The organism is Campylobacter sp. CFSAN093260 (genome assembly GCF_012890095.1).
In the GTDB taxonomy this organism is placed as follows: Bacteria; Campylobacterota; Campylobacteria; order Campylobacterales; family Campylobacteraceae; genus Campylobacter_D; species Campylobacter_D jejuni.
Genome location: NZ_CP040618.1, coordinates 764,328 through 779,971, shown reverse-complemented (window position 1 = coordinate 779,971; position 15,644 = coordinate 764,328). Strand labels below are relative to the sequence as shown.

15 protein-coding genes are annotated in these 15,644 nt (G+C 30.0%); 2 read left to right on the top strand and 13 right to left on the bottom strand.

Annotated elements, in window-relative coordinates; translation table 11 throughout:
* Positions 1 to 2 precede the first annotated feature (2 nt).
* From FBF22_RS03980 to FBF22_RS03955, 6 genes are all read right to left on the bottom strand, one after another.
* Positions 3 to 773: a transporter substrate-binding domain-containing protein gene (locus tag FBF22_RS03980; protein WP_002885096.1), complete on the bottom strand. Its 771-nt coding sequence runs from the start codon at positions 771 to 773 to the stop codon at positions 3 to 5.
* Between the two features lie 93 nt (positions 774 to 866).
* Positions 867 to 2,144: a hypothetical protein gene (locus tag FBF22_RS03975; RefSeq protein WP_002885305.1), complete on the bottom strand. Its 1,278-nt coding sequence runs from the start codon at positions 2,142 to 2,144 to the stop codon at positions 867 to 869.
* 85 nt (positions 2,145 to 2,229) lie between these two features.
* Positions 2,230 to 2,949 carry a 3-deoxy-manno-octulosonate cytidylyltransferase gene (kdsB, locus tag FBF22_RS03970; protein WP_002860776.1) on the bottom strand — a complete coding sequence of 240 codons (720 nt, stop codon included), beginning with the start codon at positions 2,947 to 2,949 and terminating at the stop codon, positions 2,230 to 2,232.
* Complete coding sequence (gene thrC / locus FBF22_RS03965) at positions 2,946 to 4,358, bottom strand: threonine synthase (protein ID WP_002884926.1); 1,413 nt, start codon at positions 4,356 to 4,358, stop codon at positions 2,946 to 2,948. Before thrC ends, kdsB begins: the two co-directional genes overlap by 4 nt.
* The gene (locus FBF22_RS03960) at positions 4,355 to 5,281 is read right to left on the bottom strand and encodes a tetraacyldisaccharide 4'-kinase (protein ID WP_002852582.1); all 927 of its coding nucleotides are present in this window, start codon (positions 5,279 to 5,281) and stop codon (positions 4,355 to 4,357) included. Before FBF22_RS03960 ends, thrC begins: the two co-directional genes overlap by 4 nt.
* Before the next feature lie 3 nt (positions 5,282 to 5,284).
* Entirely contained in the window at positions 5,285 to 6,025 is a 741-nt protein-coding gene (locus FBF22_RS03955) for an NAD+ synthase (protein WP_002857155.1), read from the bottom strand.
* 73 nt (positions 6,026 to 6,098) lie between these two features.
* On the opposite strand from FBF22_RS03955, the gene FBF22_RS03950 reads away from it, so the two are divergent.
* Together FBF22_RS03950 and FBF22_RS03945 are read left to right on the top strand one after the other, a co-directional pair.
* Positions 6,099 to 6,695, top strand: coding sequence for an MBL fold metallo-hydrolase (locus FBF22_RS03950; protein ID WP_002884925.1), 597 nt, complete (start codon positions 6,099 to 6,101; stop codon positions 6,693 to 6,695).
* An 11-nt stretch (positions 6,696 to 6,706) separates the two neighbouring features.
* On the top strand, positions 6,707 to 7,012 hold the full coding sequence (locus FBF22_RS03945) for a hypothetical protein (protein ID WP_002884923.1): 306 nt from the start codon (positions 6,707 to 6,709) through the stop codon (positions 7,010 to 7,012).
* Positions 7,013 to 7,052: 40 nt separating this feature from the next.
* Here FBF22_RS03945 and FBF22_RS03940 read toward each other — a convergent pair whose 3' ends face one another.
* The 7 genes from FBF22_RS03940 to murJ are packed head-to-tail and all read right to left on the bottom strand — an operon-like array spanning position 7,053 to position 15,632.
* Positions 7,053 to 7,832, bottom strand: coding sequence for an enoyl-ACP reductase (locus FBF22_RS03940; RefSeq protein WP_002884922.1), 780 nt, complete (start codon positions 7,830 to 7,832; stop codon positions 7,053 to 7,055).
* On the bottom strand, positions 7,832 to 8,728 hold the full coding sequence (gene dapA / locus FBF22_RS03935; RefSeq protein ID WP_165433292.1) for a 4-hydroxy-tetrahydrodipicolinate synthase: 897 nt from the start codon (positions 8,726 to 8,728) through the stop codon (positions 7,832 to 7,834). The genes FBF22_RS03940 and dapA overlap by 1 nt, the downstream gene beginning before the upstream one ends.
* On the bottom strand, positions 8,721 to 9,971 hold the full coding sequence (locus FBF22_RS03930) for a pitrilysin family protein (RefSeq protein WP_002884915.1): 1,251 nt from the start codon (positions 9,969 to 9,971) through the stop codon (positions 8,721 to 8,723). Before FBF22_RS03930 ends, dapA begins: the two co-directional genes overlap by 8 nt.
* The gene (locus FBF22_RS03925) at positions 9,968 to 11,026 is read right to left on the bottom strand and encodes a quinone-dependent dihydroorotate dehydrogenase (RefSeq protein WP_002884914.1); all 1,059 of its coding nucleotides are present in this window, start codon (positions 11,024 to 11,026) and stop codon (positions 9,968 to 9,970) included. The genes FBF22_RS03930 and FBF22_RS03925 overlap by 4 nt, the downstream gene beginning before the upstream one ends.
* Positions 11,027 to 11,057: 31 nt before the next feature.
* Positions 11,058 to 12,800: an ABC transporter ATP-binding protein gene (locus tag FBF22_RS03920; RefSeq protein WP_002858782.1), complete on the bottom strand. Its 1,743-nt coding sequence runs from the start codon at positions 12,798 to 12,800 to the stop codon at positions 11,058 to 11,060.
* The gene (gene cysS, locus FBF22_RS03915; RefSeq protein ID WP_002884909.1) at positions 12,793 to 14,181 is read right to left on the bottom strand and encodes a cysteine--tRNA ligase; all 1,389 of its coding nucleotides are present in this window, start codon (positions 14,179 to 14,181) and stop codon (positions 12,793 to 12,795) included. Before cysS ends, FBF22_RS03920 begins: the two co-directional genes overlap by 8 nt.
* Entirely contained in the window at positions 14,181 to 15,632 is a 1,452-nt protein-coding gene (gene murJ, locus FBF22_RS03910; protein ID WP_002872969.1) for a murein biosynthesis integral membrane protein MurJ, read from the bottom strand. The genes cysS and murJ overlap by 1 nt, the downstream gene beginning before the upstream one ends.
* Positions 15,633 to 15,644: the final 12 nt, after the last annotated feature.

The following is a 15,644-nucleotide window of genomic DNA, read 5'->3' as shown; positions in this document are numbered from 1 at the left end:
TCTTAGAAAAAGAATTCTAAATTATTCTTTTTAAAAGTATCTTTAACATCTTTAAGATATTTCTCTCCTAAAGAATCAAAAAGCCCATCTTTTTTGCTTTCTGCAATAAATTCATCAAGCTCTTTTTTAAGTTCTGCATTGCCTTTTTGTACTGCTATACCCCAAAACTCAGGATTTTCTTGAAAAGGCGCCAAAATGGCTCTAGTTGCATCTTGATGTTTTTGCCAAGTGCGATAAATCGTAAGTTGATCATAAAAAAATCCATCAGCCTTACCTTGAATCACTTCCAAAATAGCAGCATTTTCTTTATCAAATAAATTAATAGTTGCATTTTTTAAATTTTTAACCGCATATAAATGTCCTGTAGAGCCACGCTTTAAAGCCAAAACTTTGCCCTTTTTATCTAAATCTTTGATATTTGTAATATCAGAGTTCAAAGGAGTTAAAATAGCCAAATTTGCCTTAGCATAAGGAATGCTAAAATCCACCACTTTCTTTCTCTCATCGGTAATTGTCATAGAGGACATAATAAGATCTATCTTGGCTGTTTTTAAAGCAGGTATTAAACCATCCCAAGCGATATTTTTTACTACAAGTTTATAGCCGTTTTTCTTTGCAAAAGCTTCTAAAAAATCCACGCTAATTCCACTTGCTTTGCCTGTTTTATCGCTCATTTCAAAAGGCGGATATCCAAGCTCCATTCCTACAACCAAATCTTTTGCACTCAAATTTAAAGCAAAAAAAGAGATAAAAATCAAAATAATTTTTTTCATAATTTCCTTTCAAAATTTTTTGTAAAAAAATTATACTAATTTTATCTTATTTTGTTATTAGCAATTTGTTTCAAACTTAAAAAATTAAAACTTCTAAACCCTAGTCTGCCCTATAAGATTATTAAATCTATCCATTATATTATTTACAAAAGAATTTATACTTTCATTACTTGCTTTCCAACCATTAGCTTTTGCTTGATGAAATTCTCTATCAAAAGAGATTCCACTGCCTACGTATACATTTTGCCATTTAACTCCTTTTTCCATTGCATAAATACCTGCATCAAGCCAACCATCTTGCGCATAGCCTTTTAATAAACTTGCAAAATCTACTTTGCCTGTCATAATGTCATCTAAGGAAATATCAAAAGAAGGATTTGCTTTCATTTCTAGCTCAAGTTTTGCTTCACAAACTTTTGCTTCAGGACTAAAAACAACTTGATTTGGAGATGGAAAAGGCGGATAGGATTTTAAAAAACTCATAAATAAAGCTTCTTTAGAATAATTTCCATCTTCATTTTGTGGATAAACTGACATATCAGGATTAAATTCACCTTCATTTGAAGGTCCTTGCTCCATGCTTTGTGGAGAAAAGTCAAGTTTCATAAGGTTCATACCCAAATTCATAGTAGAATATTTAATCGCTTGTGCTTCGTGAAATTGTTCTGCGTTAAATATATGTGTTACAATATATTCTTTGTTTTGATTGCAACCATCATTTAGTCCTTTTGGTAATTGCTCTAAATCAGCTTCGCTAAAACTTGTTTTATCATTTGGAAATGCACTTATTACTTGATTAAAACTATTATAATGGGATTTAACAATAGAAGCCATATCAAAACTATTATAATAATTACCACTAGTTTCATCAGCCATACCATGTTGATTAAATCTCTCTATCTCATCCAAAGTAGATTTATGTATCTTAAAATCTTCAGGTAATCCTGCGGCTTTGTTAAAATCACTTCCCATATAACCATCTTTATCCACACTATAACCATAGGCTGTATCAGTGCTTAAATCTGCTTGTTTATATTTTAGAGTATAAATAGAGTTTTTAAATTCACTTGATATATCATAATTAGGAGAACTTGTTTTAGTAGCATTATTAATACTAAGGTTAGTATTACTACTATTTGATATATTAGTAGAATTTGAATTATTGCTTAATGCATTGTTGTTACTTAATATTTCACTTCTTGCTAGAGTTTGTGAATTTTTACTTTCTATATCACTTAACTTGCTGGCATTTTGTTTTAAAAAAGCATTAGCAAAACTTATTTTAGAATTTTCTTTACTTTCTTTATTAGCTTTTGCTTGTGAAAGTATAGAACCATAGTTTGAGTTATCATTGATACTAAAGATACTCATATTAATTCCTTAATTTAGATTTTTTGCCTTCAATCTAAATATATTAAAATAATATAAGCAAAATCTGTTCCATTTTGGGGTGGAGTTATTTTTCTAAATAAATTTTTAAAGCCTTTTCATAGTCTTCTTTGGTATCAATCCCCATGCTTGTTGTTGAAATTTCAAGCATTTTGATTTTTTTACCATTTTCTATAGCTCTTAATTGCTCTAATTTTTCCGCTCTTTCAAGTGCAGAACTTAATAAAGAACAAAACTCTCTTAAAGCTTTTACACTATAAGCATAAATGCCTAAATGCCCTTTAAAACTTTCCTCGTAATTTTCTCTTTCATAAGGGATTTTAGCTCTTGAAAAATACAAAGCATATCCTTCTTTATCGCAAAGCACTTTAACCAAATTAGAATCCATAGCTTCTTCTTGAGTGATTTTTTTATAACAACTCGCCATAAAAGCTTTTTTATCCAAGCAAGAACTTGCAAATTCTTTAAATTTTAATAAATTTTCACATTCTATAAAAGGCTCATCAGCTTGGACATTGATAATAATCTCATCATCTTTTAAAGATAGTTTCTTACAAGCTTCATTAATCCTATCCGTACCGCTTTCATGATTTTTGCTTGTTAAAACTGCATTTAAACCATATTCTTTAGCGATACTTAAAACCTTTTCATCATCTAAAGCTATACAAACTTCATCCACACTACTTACCCTTCTTGCAGTAGCCACAAACATAGGCACTCCACCTACATCACATAAAATTTTCTCATGAAAACGACTTGATTTTAATCTTGCAGGGATAATAATCATTTTTGCATCCAATCTAAAATTTCTTTTTTTATATTTTTGGCTTCAAATACCTTTTCATCGCTATTTTTCAAGTCAAATAAAGCCAAAATTTCATCTTTAACTTGGACATTAAACTCTTTAGCTATAAATTTTAAATCTTCTTTTTCATTCTTAGAATCCCTATCATATAAAGCTTTTATCATACTTGGAGTAAATTTTGTCCATTCTGCTGTAGAAGTGATAATGCTAGGTTTTAAAGGATCAAGCATTTTAAAACAAGTTGCGGTATGCGGATCGATTAAAATCTTGCTTTGTTTGATAAATTGCATACATTCTTCATCGGTGCAAAAATCCGCCTCAAAATCTTCTTGCAAACTTTGTAATTCTTCTTTTTCAAGTTTAAAATATCTCTCATTTTTTAACAAATTCATCAGTTCTTTAGTTCTTTTATCTTTAAATTTCGCAAACAAAAGTCTTTCGATATTAGATGAAATGAGTATATCCATAGCTGGAGAAATAGTCTTCTTAAGACTTTTTTCACGCAAATCATAAACGCCCTGATTAAAAAATTCACTCAAAATATTATTCGCATTTGAAGCGATTTTGATTTTTGAAATTTTAGCTCCCATTTTTTTAGCATAAAAAGCCCCTAAAGCATTGCCAAAATTTCCACTTGGAACGATGATTTGTACTTCTTCTAAAAACTCATTAAAAAGTTTTAAACTCGCATAATAATGATAAATAATCTGAAATAAAATACGCCCAAAATTTACAGAATTAGCTGCGCAAAGCTCATAATTTAAAGCTTTAATTTCGTTTTGAAAATCTTTTGAAAAAAGCAATTCTTTTAAAGTGCGTTGCGCTGCATCAAAATCCTCATCTATGGCAAAAACTTTCAAGTTATCCTTATCTAAAGCTCGCATTTGCAACTCTTGAACTCCACTTGTGCCACCTTTTGGATACATACAAGCTACTTTAACATTTTTTGCATTTTCAAAACTTTTTAGGGTTGCAGGCCCTGTATCGCCGCTTGTAGCACAGATAATTAAAATATTCTTATCCTTTGAAAATTCGCTTAAAAGCACGCCAAAAGGCTGTAAAGCCATATCTTTAAAAGCTCTTGTAGGCCCATGCCAAAGCTCGTTAATATAGGTTTTTTCAGAGATTTTTTGCAAAGAAATAGGTGTATTTTTATCATCAAAGCTTTCGTAACTTTTCAAAGCCTTTTTAAAAAGCTCTTCTTCGCCAAAACCAAAACTTTCTATAAGCTTTAAAGCAAAATCTTTATAAGATAAATTGGCATATTTTTCTCCTTCAAAAATAGGCAAATTTAAAGGTGAGTAAAGCCCTCCTTCTGGGGCGTTTGGGTTAATCAAAGCTTCCTTAAAACTTGATACATTATTTACATTTCTACTCTCGACCAATTTCACTGTTCAAACTCCTTGATATAAGTTTTTATTTTTTCTCTTAATGAATCTTTTAATTCTATATTTAATTCTATAATTTGACATTTAAAACCAAAATCTTTAACTTTAACAAAATCCTTAAAAGTAAGCATTAGTGTATCGCAATTATGTTTTTTTAGCAAATTTTCTAATTCTTCTTTTTTAAACTCATAATGATCTTTAAAAAAATAACAAGCCCTTGCTTTGATAAAATGCTCATACAATCTAAAAGGTTTAGCAATAGCAGTTACCAAAACAGCCTTTGGATTTTCTTTTACAAAAGAATAACGCACAAAATCCCTGCCTTCTAATGCAATAAAATCAGCCCTTTTTTCATAAAATTTTGGCAAACGATAAGCTCCACTTGGTAAAGTAAAATTAAAATAAGGTTTGATTTTACTTTCAAGTAAAATATCAAATTTTTTAATATGAAATTTAGAAAAAGCATCATCAAGTACAACGATTTTAGCTCCCAATTCAAAAGCTTTTTCAATACCTTTTACTCTATCTTCGCTCACAATCACACCTTTGATATTTTCTTCAAAAGCATACTCCATAGCTTCATCGCCACTTTGTGTTAAGGTGCATAAAATTTCATTTTGATTTTTAACAACAAACAAACCTTTAGACTTTCTTTTATAGCCCCTAAGTACTATAAAAACGCCATCAAATTCCCTTGCTATAGCTTTACAAAGCGGGGTTTTTCCATTACCTCCAAAACTTAAATTACCAACGCTAATAACAGGCTTTTTAAAAACTATTTTTTTACGAAAAAAAGTATTTAAAATCGCAAAAAAAGCATAAAGCACACTTAAAGGTAAAAGTATAAAAGCAAGGCATTTTTGCCAAAAATTGGGCTTAAAAAAATAATTATCAAGCCAAAGTTCATAATTTTTTTCTTCATTCATTATTTAAATTTCCAAAATTTCAGGCATTTTTCCCTTAAAAGCATTTTTTTGCATGCGATTTTTTAACATAGCAATCAAAGAAGGATCAAGCGTTCTTAAAAGTTTTTCATCATTAGTTTCTAAAGCTTTTAAACCTTCATCGATTTTTGCATAAGAAAAACCTAAATCCGCCTCATCACTTTGATTTTCCCAAAGATCCGCACTTGGAGCTTTTTTGATGAAATTTTCATGCAAGTTAAGGTATTTTGCTAAGGCATAAATTTCACTTTTATAAAGCGATCCTATAGGATTAAAAGCACAAGCTAAATCCCCATAAATCGTACCATAACCTAAAAGCAATTCGCTTTTATTAGAAGTGCCTATGACTAAAGAATTTTTCAAAGCAGAATAATCATAAAGCAAACTCATTCTAATACGAGCTGCAAAATTTCCCAAAGATACTAGAGTGGTATTTTCACTTTGCTTTATAAAAGCATCTAAAATGCTTTGAATTTCTATGATTTTATATTCAAGATTTAAATCCGCACAAAGCCTTAAAGCATCTTCAAGATTGGCTTTGTTTGAAATTTGAGTTGGCATTAAAAGAGCAAAAACATTCTCTTTTAAAGCTCTTTTACAAAGCGTTGCTACCAAAGCAGAATCAATCCCGCCACTAAGCCCCAAAACCACACCTTGACTTTGAGAATTTTTCACTTTTTCTTGTATAAAATCACACATTTTTTCCGTAATCTTTTGCCAATCCATAAAGCTTGCCTTTTAAAAATTTAATGTATAATTATATTTATTTAAGGCAAATTTTTTATTAAAGAGGCAAAAAATGCAAATTATCAAACAAGCTTGTGGAGCTTATGAGACAAATTGTTATATTTTATTTGGTGAGCATGGAGAAATTATAATTGATCCCGGTTTTGATGCGCTAAATTTCATCAAAAAACATGCAAAAAATCCTTTAGCGATTTTAAACACTCACGGACATTACGATCATGTTTGGGATAATGAAAAAGTAAAACAAGCCTATCAAATCCCCATTTATATTCATAAAAATGATACTTTTATGCTTGAAGATCCTTTTAATCAAGGTTTTATGCCTAGCAAAGCGGATTATTTGATTGATGATGAAAATATCATTTCTATAGGCGGACTTGACTTTAAATTTCACTTTTTACCAGGACATACACCAGGTTGCACTATGATAGAAATTGTAGGTAAAAATATCATGTTTAGTGGAGATTTTTTATTTTATAGAAGCATAGGAAGATGGGATTTTCCTTATTCAGATGCAAATTTAATGAAACAAAGCTTAGAAAAAGTTATGACTTACAAAGAAGATTTTAAACTTTTGCCAGGACATGGACAAGAAACTACTTTAAAAGAAGAGCAAGTCCATCTACCCTCTTGGCTTAGATATTTTTAAGGTATATTAAAATGGAATTAGATCAAATTTTATTATATACTTTTATTTTTTTAAATCTTTTTGCCCTTTTTGGTTTATTTTTGGGAAATAAAAAGAAAAATCAATTTAATGATAAAAAATTTTATAAAATCTGCCCATGTAAAAAAATGGCAGAAAATGGATCTTTAAGTACGATTTGTATTTATTCAGCTGTAGGAGGATTTTTTTACAGCGTATTATCTATAGGTTTTATAGGTTTTGGTAATTGGACTTTAAATTTTATTTTTTTACTTGCATTATTAAGTGTTTTTTTAGGGTGGAAATTAAAACTTGATTGAAAAATATTTTTAAGAAAAATCCATTGATTTTTCTTAATTTTTATTTAAAAGTTGTACCACCATCAACGATGAAAGTATGTCCTGTCACCCAACTTGCCTTACTTGAACAAAGAAAAAGACATGCTCCAGCCAAATCTTCAGGCTGCCCCATGCGATTTAAAGGGCTTAAATTTATAGTAGCCTGTTTTACTTCTTCATAATTTGTAAAAGCTCTTAAAGCATCAGTTTCAATAGGCCCACCACTTACGACATTTACACGGATATTTTTTTCTCCAAGTTCAGTAGCCGCATATCTTGCCATAGCTTCTACAGCGGCTTTTGCTGTACCATGACCTGAATAATTTTCTATATACACTAAATTTCCTGTAGATGAGATAGAAATAATGCTTCCACCCCCTACTTTTTCCATCCTTTTAGCTGCTTCTTGTGCGCCCATAACAAAAGCATTTACTGTGGCTGTAAAAATGTTATTAATTCCCTTTGGTTTTAACTTCATAAATTTAGTATAGCCACCTACAACCGCACGTCCTGAAATGATAGCATTTGAGATAAAATAATCCACTCTATCAAAATCCACATCAATTTTTTCAAAAAGTTCTTTATAGGTTTCAGGTTCTAAGATATTAAACTCATAAGCTCTAGCTTTGATTTTATAATTTTTCTCCAAATCTTGAACCATTTCATCAGCAATTTGCGCATTAGAATTATAAGTAAAAGCTATATTTGCACCCACTTTAGCAAATTCATAAACTATAGCTTTGCCTATCCCGCGAGTTCCACCGCTAATCACTAAAGTTTTTCCTTGAAATTCTGTATTCATTAAAATCCTTTGATCTTATATTTTTTCATCACTTCTTCAATTTTAGCAAAATTTTCCTTACTTGGAGAACAAAGAGGAAGTCTAAATTCCAAACTTTCTATCAATCCAGCTAAATACATAGCCGTTTTAATAGGAATAGGATTGCTTTCGCAAAATAAAATTTTATTGATATTATAAAGCTCATCATTGATTTTTTTAGCTTCTTTATAATTTTCATCTAAAGCAAAATGAGCTAAAGCGCTAATCATATCGGGTAATAAATTTGAAGTTACTGAAATCACTCCCTTTCCACCATTTGAAAGTATAGGATAATTGATCGCATCTTCCCCTGAAATAAGCATCATTCTAGGTTCGTGTGCAAGCAAATCCACACACTTATCGATATTTCCACTCGCTTCTTTTACTCCATAAATATTTTCACAATTTCTAAAAAGCTTGATAATAGTATCCGTTGAAATTTCACAACCTGTTCTTCCTGGAACATTATATAAAAGCACAGGAATATCTACACTTTGCGCAATAGCCTTATAATGCTCGTAAAGTCCTTGTTGCGTAGGTTTATTATAATACGGTGCCACACTTAAAATCCCATCAGCACCATGCTCTTTAGCAAATTTAGCCAAACCCACTGCCTCATGAGTTGCATTACTTCCCGCACCTGCTAAAACCTTAACTTTAGTTCCTTTACAAGTCTCAACGGCTATTTCTATGCAAGTTCTATGTTCTTCATGGGTTAAAGTTGCACTTTCTCCTGTTGTTCCTACTGGAACTACTGCATCGATGCCATTTTCTATTTGTCTTTTAATCAATCTTGCATAACTTTGCTCATCAACTTTTCCATTTTTAAATGGTGTAATAAGAGCCGTCATCGCCCCAATGATAATATTTTTATCCATTTGAATCCTTTCTTAGAATTACCGTAGTTGAATTTTCTTGAATAAAATATTTTTTAGCACAAGAAATCAAATCTTTTAATTCCAAATTTTGTATATCTTTCTCATAATTTAACAAAGGATTGATATCTCCTCTTGCTAGATATGAACCATAAATATTTGCCACTGCACTAGCATTGTTAAGTGAGAAAATAAAATCACTTTTGACATTATTTTTCACTCTTTGCAAATCTTTTTGAGAAATTTTACCCATTTTAAGTTTATCAATGATTTTTAAAAGTTCTTTTTCTACTTTTTCTGCATTAACATTGGGATTACAATTACAAATAAAAATAAATAAATTGTCATCTATACAATCATTAACATAAGCATAATAATCATTGATTAAATTTAATTTATCAATCAAAATTTCACTCATTAAAGAACTTTTCCCACTTCCTAAAAGCTCGGATAAAGCATTTAAAGCAGGTATATCTTTGTGCTTGAAATTTGGAATTTTATAAGCAAGGGCTAATAGTTCAGTATCTGAGTTTTTATGCAAATATATTCTTTTTGCTCCATCTTGCTTAGGCTCTTTTATGTGAATTTTAGGTATAGTCTTAGTATTTTTAATCTTTTCAAAATGTTTTTTTGAAAGCTCAAAAACTTCTTTACTTTCTATATCGCCACTTACAAGTAAAATCGCATTTTTAGGTTGATAATAAATACTATGAAATTCTTTAATATCTTCAATGCTCCAATTTTCTATATCTTTAAAAAAACCTATAGGAGTCCAATGATAAGGATGATACATAAATGCGTGATTAAAAAGCCTAAAATAAAGATATCCCAAAGGATTATTATCTGTTCTCCATCTACGCTCTTCTAAAACCACTGCTCTTTCAGGCTGAAATTCTTCATCTTTTAAATTTAAATTCTCCATAAGTTCTGCAAAAAGTTCCAAAGCTTTATCTAAATTTTTCTTCGCACATTTAATATAATAATGAGTATAGTCAAAACCTGTGCTTGCATTATCCACACCACCAAAACCCTTAACAATCTCATCAAATTCGCCAGCTTTTAAATTTTTAGTACTTTTAAAATTTAAATGTTCTAGCATATGAGCTATGCCGCTTTTTCCCATGATCTCATTTCTTGAACCCACTTTATAAAAAATATCAACGCTAATCACATCGCTATTTTTATTTACAGGCAAAGCATAAACTTCAAGCTTGTTTTTTAATTGAATTTTTTCATAAGCAATCATTTTAAATTTACCCCAACAGCTTCGCTAATGTGTAAAAAACCATCTTTTCTTAAAAGCTCTATAAGATTTTGATTGATATTTTTTACCAAAGAAGGACCTTTAAAAATCAAAGCTGTATAAACTTGCACCAAATTAGCCCCATTTTTAATACGCTCATAAGCAATATCAGCACTATCAATCCCTCCACTTGCAATAAGCAAGGTTTTGCCAAAAAGAATTTTAGCTACTTCTTTGAAAAAAATACCACTTTTTTCTGTAATCAACCTTCCACTAATACCACCAAAAGTACGATTATTATCTAGTAAGCTATAATCAACACTAGTATTGGCTAATATAAACCCATCTGCACCTTTTTTAATAGCATTTTCACATAAATTTAAAGCATCATCTATTTTCATATCAGGAGCAATTTTTATCAAAATAGGCTTAGAAGTAATTTTTTTGGCTTCTTCAAGCAAGGTATTTAAAAAATCATCATTTTGTAACTCTCTTAAATTTTTAGTATTAGGAGATGAGATATTAACGATAAAATAATCACATAAATCCTTAAGATCTCTAAACAAAGTAAAATAATCCTCCAAGGCTTTATCATTTGGAGTGATTTTATTTTTCCCTATATTTACTCCTAAGGGTAAAACAAAAGGATAAGTTTTTGCAAGTCTTAAAGCAATCTTTTCAGCACCTTCGTTGTTAAAACCCATAGCATTTTGTATACTTTCTTGTTTTACAAGTCTAAATAGACGTGGTTTTTCATTGCCTTCTTGAGGTTTTGGAGTAAAAGTTCCCACTTCTAAAAAGCCAAATCCTAAAGCACTCAAAGGTCTTATCATAGTAGCATTTTTATCAAAGCCTCCTGCTAAACCCACAGGGTTATTAAAATCAAGTCCAAGTAAATTTTGCCTTAAACTCTCATTATCAACTATATATTTGTGTGCTAAAAAACTTAAAGCTCCTGGAAAACTAGCACTTAAAGCCCTTAAGCTATATTCAACCAAAGCATGTGTATGCTCAGGGTTTAACTTAAAAAGTAAAGGTTTTATCATTTCATAAGCCATTTTTTAATCCTTTTTGAAATTCTAACTAAAATTAACTAAAGCTAGGCTTTGTTTTTTCTTTGCTTTTAAATTTTTGATACAAAGAACAAGTTTGCAAAAGCTCTTCATCTTTACCTATTGCCAATACCTTGCCCTTATCCAATACTACTATTTTATCTGCATTTTCTATAGTGCTTAAACGATGTGCAACCACTAAAATCAATCTGTCTTGTTTTAAGTTTTCTATAGTTTTAACTATTGCTTTTTCACTTTCATTATCCAAAGCTGAAGTTGCTTCATCAAAAATAAGCACATCAGGATTTTTATATAAAGCTCTAGCGATTGCTATTCTTTGTTTTTGCCCTCCACTTAAGTTCTTACCATGTTCTTTCACTTCAGCCCAAATCCCGCCCATTTCTTTAACAAATTCATAGGCATTGGCCAATTTTAAAGCTTGGATGACTTTTTCTTCTTCTAACTCTTCGCTATAAGCAATATTTGCAGCAAAACTATCATTAAAAAGATAAATATTTTGCGTTACAAGTCCTATTTTAGCATGTAAGCTTTCTATGGTAAAAGTGCTAATATCTTCTTGATTAAGTAAAATTTTACCTTTTTGCTTTTCATAAAAATACATCAAAAGATTAATAATAGAAGATTTACCACCCCCACTTGTCCCTACAAGAGCAAGCATTTGCCCTTTAACAAAATCAAAATTTACGCCTTTTAAAACACTTTTATGCGGGTTTTCATAAGCAAATTCAACATTTTCAAAGCTAATTTTTTCAATGTTTTTTAATTCTTTGCTTCCACCTTTAATTTGAGGTTCTAAATCCAATAAATAAAAAGTTCTTTCACTTGCCGCAACAGCACCTTGAAGTTTTCCATATAAAGACGAAAGACGCTTTAAAGGAGTATATATCGCAAAAAGTGCCGAAACAAAACTGATAAAACTTCCCACACTCATAGAACCATTGATAACCTCTCTACCCCCTACAATAATCACCACAGCAACCCCAACAGAACCCATCATATCCATTAAAGGACTTGTAAGTGCATCAATACGTGCGGATTTTAGGTTTAATTTACATAAAGTATCATTATGCTTAGCAAATTTATCACTTTCTTTTTTTTCATTATCATTAGCTTTGATCAATTCAATATTTGAAAAAATTTCACCCAAATAAGAAAGTAAATCCGAATTTGTTTCTTGTATATTTCTTGCATATTTTTTAAGTTTTTTAGCAAACCATACCAAAGGAAAAATAGCTAAAGGCAAAATCACTAAAGCAAAAAAAGCCAAAGTAGGACTTTGATACAAGACTACCGCAAGCAGTCCTATAGCAGTTAAGAGCTCTCTAAAAAAATCAGGAATAATGTTTGATACTATACTTTGAAGTGCATTAATATCATTAGTACAACGACTTACAAGCTCTCCGCTTCTATAGCGTTTAAAAAAATCCATATCCAAGCGTAAAACATTTTTTAAAACCCTAGCACGCAATACTCTTAACATATCTGTTCCTATAAAGGAAACATAAAAACTTTGTAAATAAGTTCCAAGATTTTTAAAAAAATACATCAATACTAGCAAAAAAGGCACTGTATAAAGTAAAGCTTCATTTTTTTCAACGAAAATATAATTTAAAATAGGCTCTAAAGCATAAAAACTTCCAGCAGTTCCTCCGCTTGCTAAAATCATACCAAAAATAGCTATAGCAAATTGTTTCCAATATCTTTTATAAAAGGGCTTAAAGCGTATTAAAACCTCTTTTAAATTCATCTCATTATGCATTTATTTTCTCCCAAATTGTTCCATTTGGAGTATCTAAAAGAGTGATTTTTTTACTATTTAATTGCTCTCTTATTGCATCAGCTGTGTTAAAATCTTTGTTTTTCTTAGCCTCAGTTCTTTCTAAAATTAACTTTTCAATCTCTTCTCGTTCTTCTTTGCTTACACCCCATTGAAAATATAAAGTTGTATCCATAAAACCAAAGCCAAAAATTTTAGCTAGCTCGCTTAAAGCTTCTTTGATATTTTGTTTTAAAATTTTATTTTTGCTTTCTTTATCCAACTCTAAATTTGCACTACTGATAAAATCATCCAAAAGAGCTAAGGCTTTAGAAACATTTAAATCATCATTTAAAATCTCTAAAATTTGCTTAGCAATTTCGCTTTTTATTTCAATATCATTTAAAACATCAAAATCAGAAATTTCACCTAAATCCAATCTTTTTTTAAGACGATAAAATTTATCTAAACGTTTTTTAGCATTTTCTAAATCCAATAAAGAATAATTAAAATGAGATCTATAATGAGAACTCAAAAGATAAAATCTTAAAGCTTCGCCCATAAATTCTTTTAAAGCATCTTTTATGAAAAAACTATTATTTAAACTTTTACTCATTTTTTCGCCATCGATTTTTACAAAACCATTATGAAGCCAAATATTTGCTAATTTTCTCTTACATCCACAACGACATTGCGCAGCTTCATTTTCATGATGAGGAAAAAGCAAATCTATCCCTCCAGCATGTATATCAAGAGTATTTTCAAAAATAGAATCAATCATAGCAACACATTCAGTATGCCAACCTGGGCGCCCTTTGCCAAATTCATTTTCGTAAAAATTTTCATCAAATTTCCAAAGCACAAAATCGCTTTCATTTCTTTTTTGCACTTCATTACTTAGACGAGAAATATTTTCTTCTAAATTGCGATTTGATAGGCTTAAATATTTTTCATCTTTACTTGTATCAAAATAAATTCCATCTTCTAGAGTATAAACAAACCCATCCTTAGCAAGCTTTTTAATCAAATCAAGCATAGCTGTTATATAATGCGTTGCACGAGGCTTAAAATCAGGATCTAATACATTTAAAGTCCTCATATCCTCTTCATAACTTTTGATATAAAATTCCGTAATTTCCTCTAAAGTTTGACCACTTTGTGTCATTTTTTTCAAAATCTTATCATCAATATCTGTATAATTTCTAGCAAATTTTACCCTATTGCCCTGAACAAGTAAAACTCTACGCAAAAGATCAAAACAAACACTACTTCTTGCATGTCCTAAATGTGCATCATCATAAACCGTAGGCCCGCATAAGTAAATACTAATATCTTTTTTATCAAGTTTTATTTTCTCTTTTGTTACACTATCTAATAATCTCATTAAAAAACTCCTTTAAAACTTGTAAAAATTCCTATAAAAAAACTTAAAATATAAGGTTTAATCAAAATAAGTAAGATTGTAAAAACAATCAAAGCAACTATAACCAATAAGCAAATTTTAATAGATATTAAAGCAAAAAATTTCTTAAAACCAAATTCTTTGATATTAGCTCCAAGCAAATAAAAAGCACTAATAGAGCTTGAAAGTGCCACTGCAATAACCTTTAAACTTTCATCTTTAATCAAAAATATAAAAGCCATAGAACATAAAGCACTGATAATTAAAGATTTTACCGCGATCCAAGCTGCTGTTTTTTGTTTAAATTTTGCATAAAGCCACAAAGAAAAAAGCTTTTGCAAACCAAAAGGTAAAAGCCCTATAAGATAAGCAATCAAAACATAAGCCGTAATCACACTATCTTCGTGAGTGAAATTTCCTCTTTCAAATAAAAGCTTTGAAATTTCCAAAGCAAACACAGAACCTACAATACTAGAAGCAATAAGCAAAATGCTTAAAAGTGCTAATGCTCTTTGCATAAATTTTAAGGCTAAATTTTCTTGATCACTTTTTAAATGTTTTAAAATTTTTGGAAAAGAAACTTGAGTTAAAGCAATAGCAAAAAGTGCCAGGGGGAGCTGGAAGACACGATTTGCATAATAAAGATAAGAAATACTCCCGCTCATTAAAAAACTAGCTATAGTTGTATCAAGCAATGAGCTAAATTGAGTCGCAGAAGAACCTAAAACTCCATGAAAAAAATTGCCATAAAAACCTTGTAATTTCGCCTTGGCTTTTTTAAATTTTATACTTAAAGCCATAGCACGGATTACAGGATTGTTTTTTAAAACAAGCAAATGTAAAATAAGCTGTGCCACCCCACTTAAAACCGTTGCATAAGAAAAATAATAAAGTGTATTTTGCGGTGCATTTTTATCCACAAAAAAAGCAGCTATAACAATACTTAAGTTAAATAATGCCGCAGAAAAAGAGGTAATGAAAAATTTTTGTCTATAATTTAAAATAGCTCCTAAAAAAGTAACTAAAAAAATAAAAAACAAATACCAAAAATTAATCGCCACCAAAGGAGCCGCTAAAGCTATAGTATCTGCGTTAAACCCAAAAGCAAAAAGCTTAGTAAAAAAAGAGGAGAAAAAACTTACCAAAAGACAAAATAAAAAAACTATAAGGCTAAATTGCATCATTACACTAACACAAAAAGCTCCTTTTTTTTTCGCTTTTACAAAATTAGGTAAAAAACTTTGTCCAAAAGCCCCTTCTGCAAAAATTCTTCTAAAAAAAGCAGGCATTTTTAAAGCCACAAAAAAAATATCACTATAAAGCCCTGCTCCTAAAAAAAGCGCTATTAAAACATCTCTAGCAAGCCCTAAAATTCTTGAAAATAAAATTCCTAAAGCATTGATAATAAAATTTTTAAATACTAAACTCTTCATTAAATTTTTTCA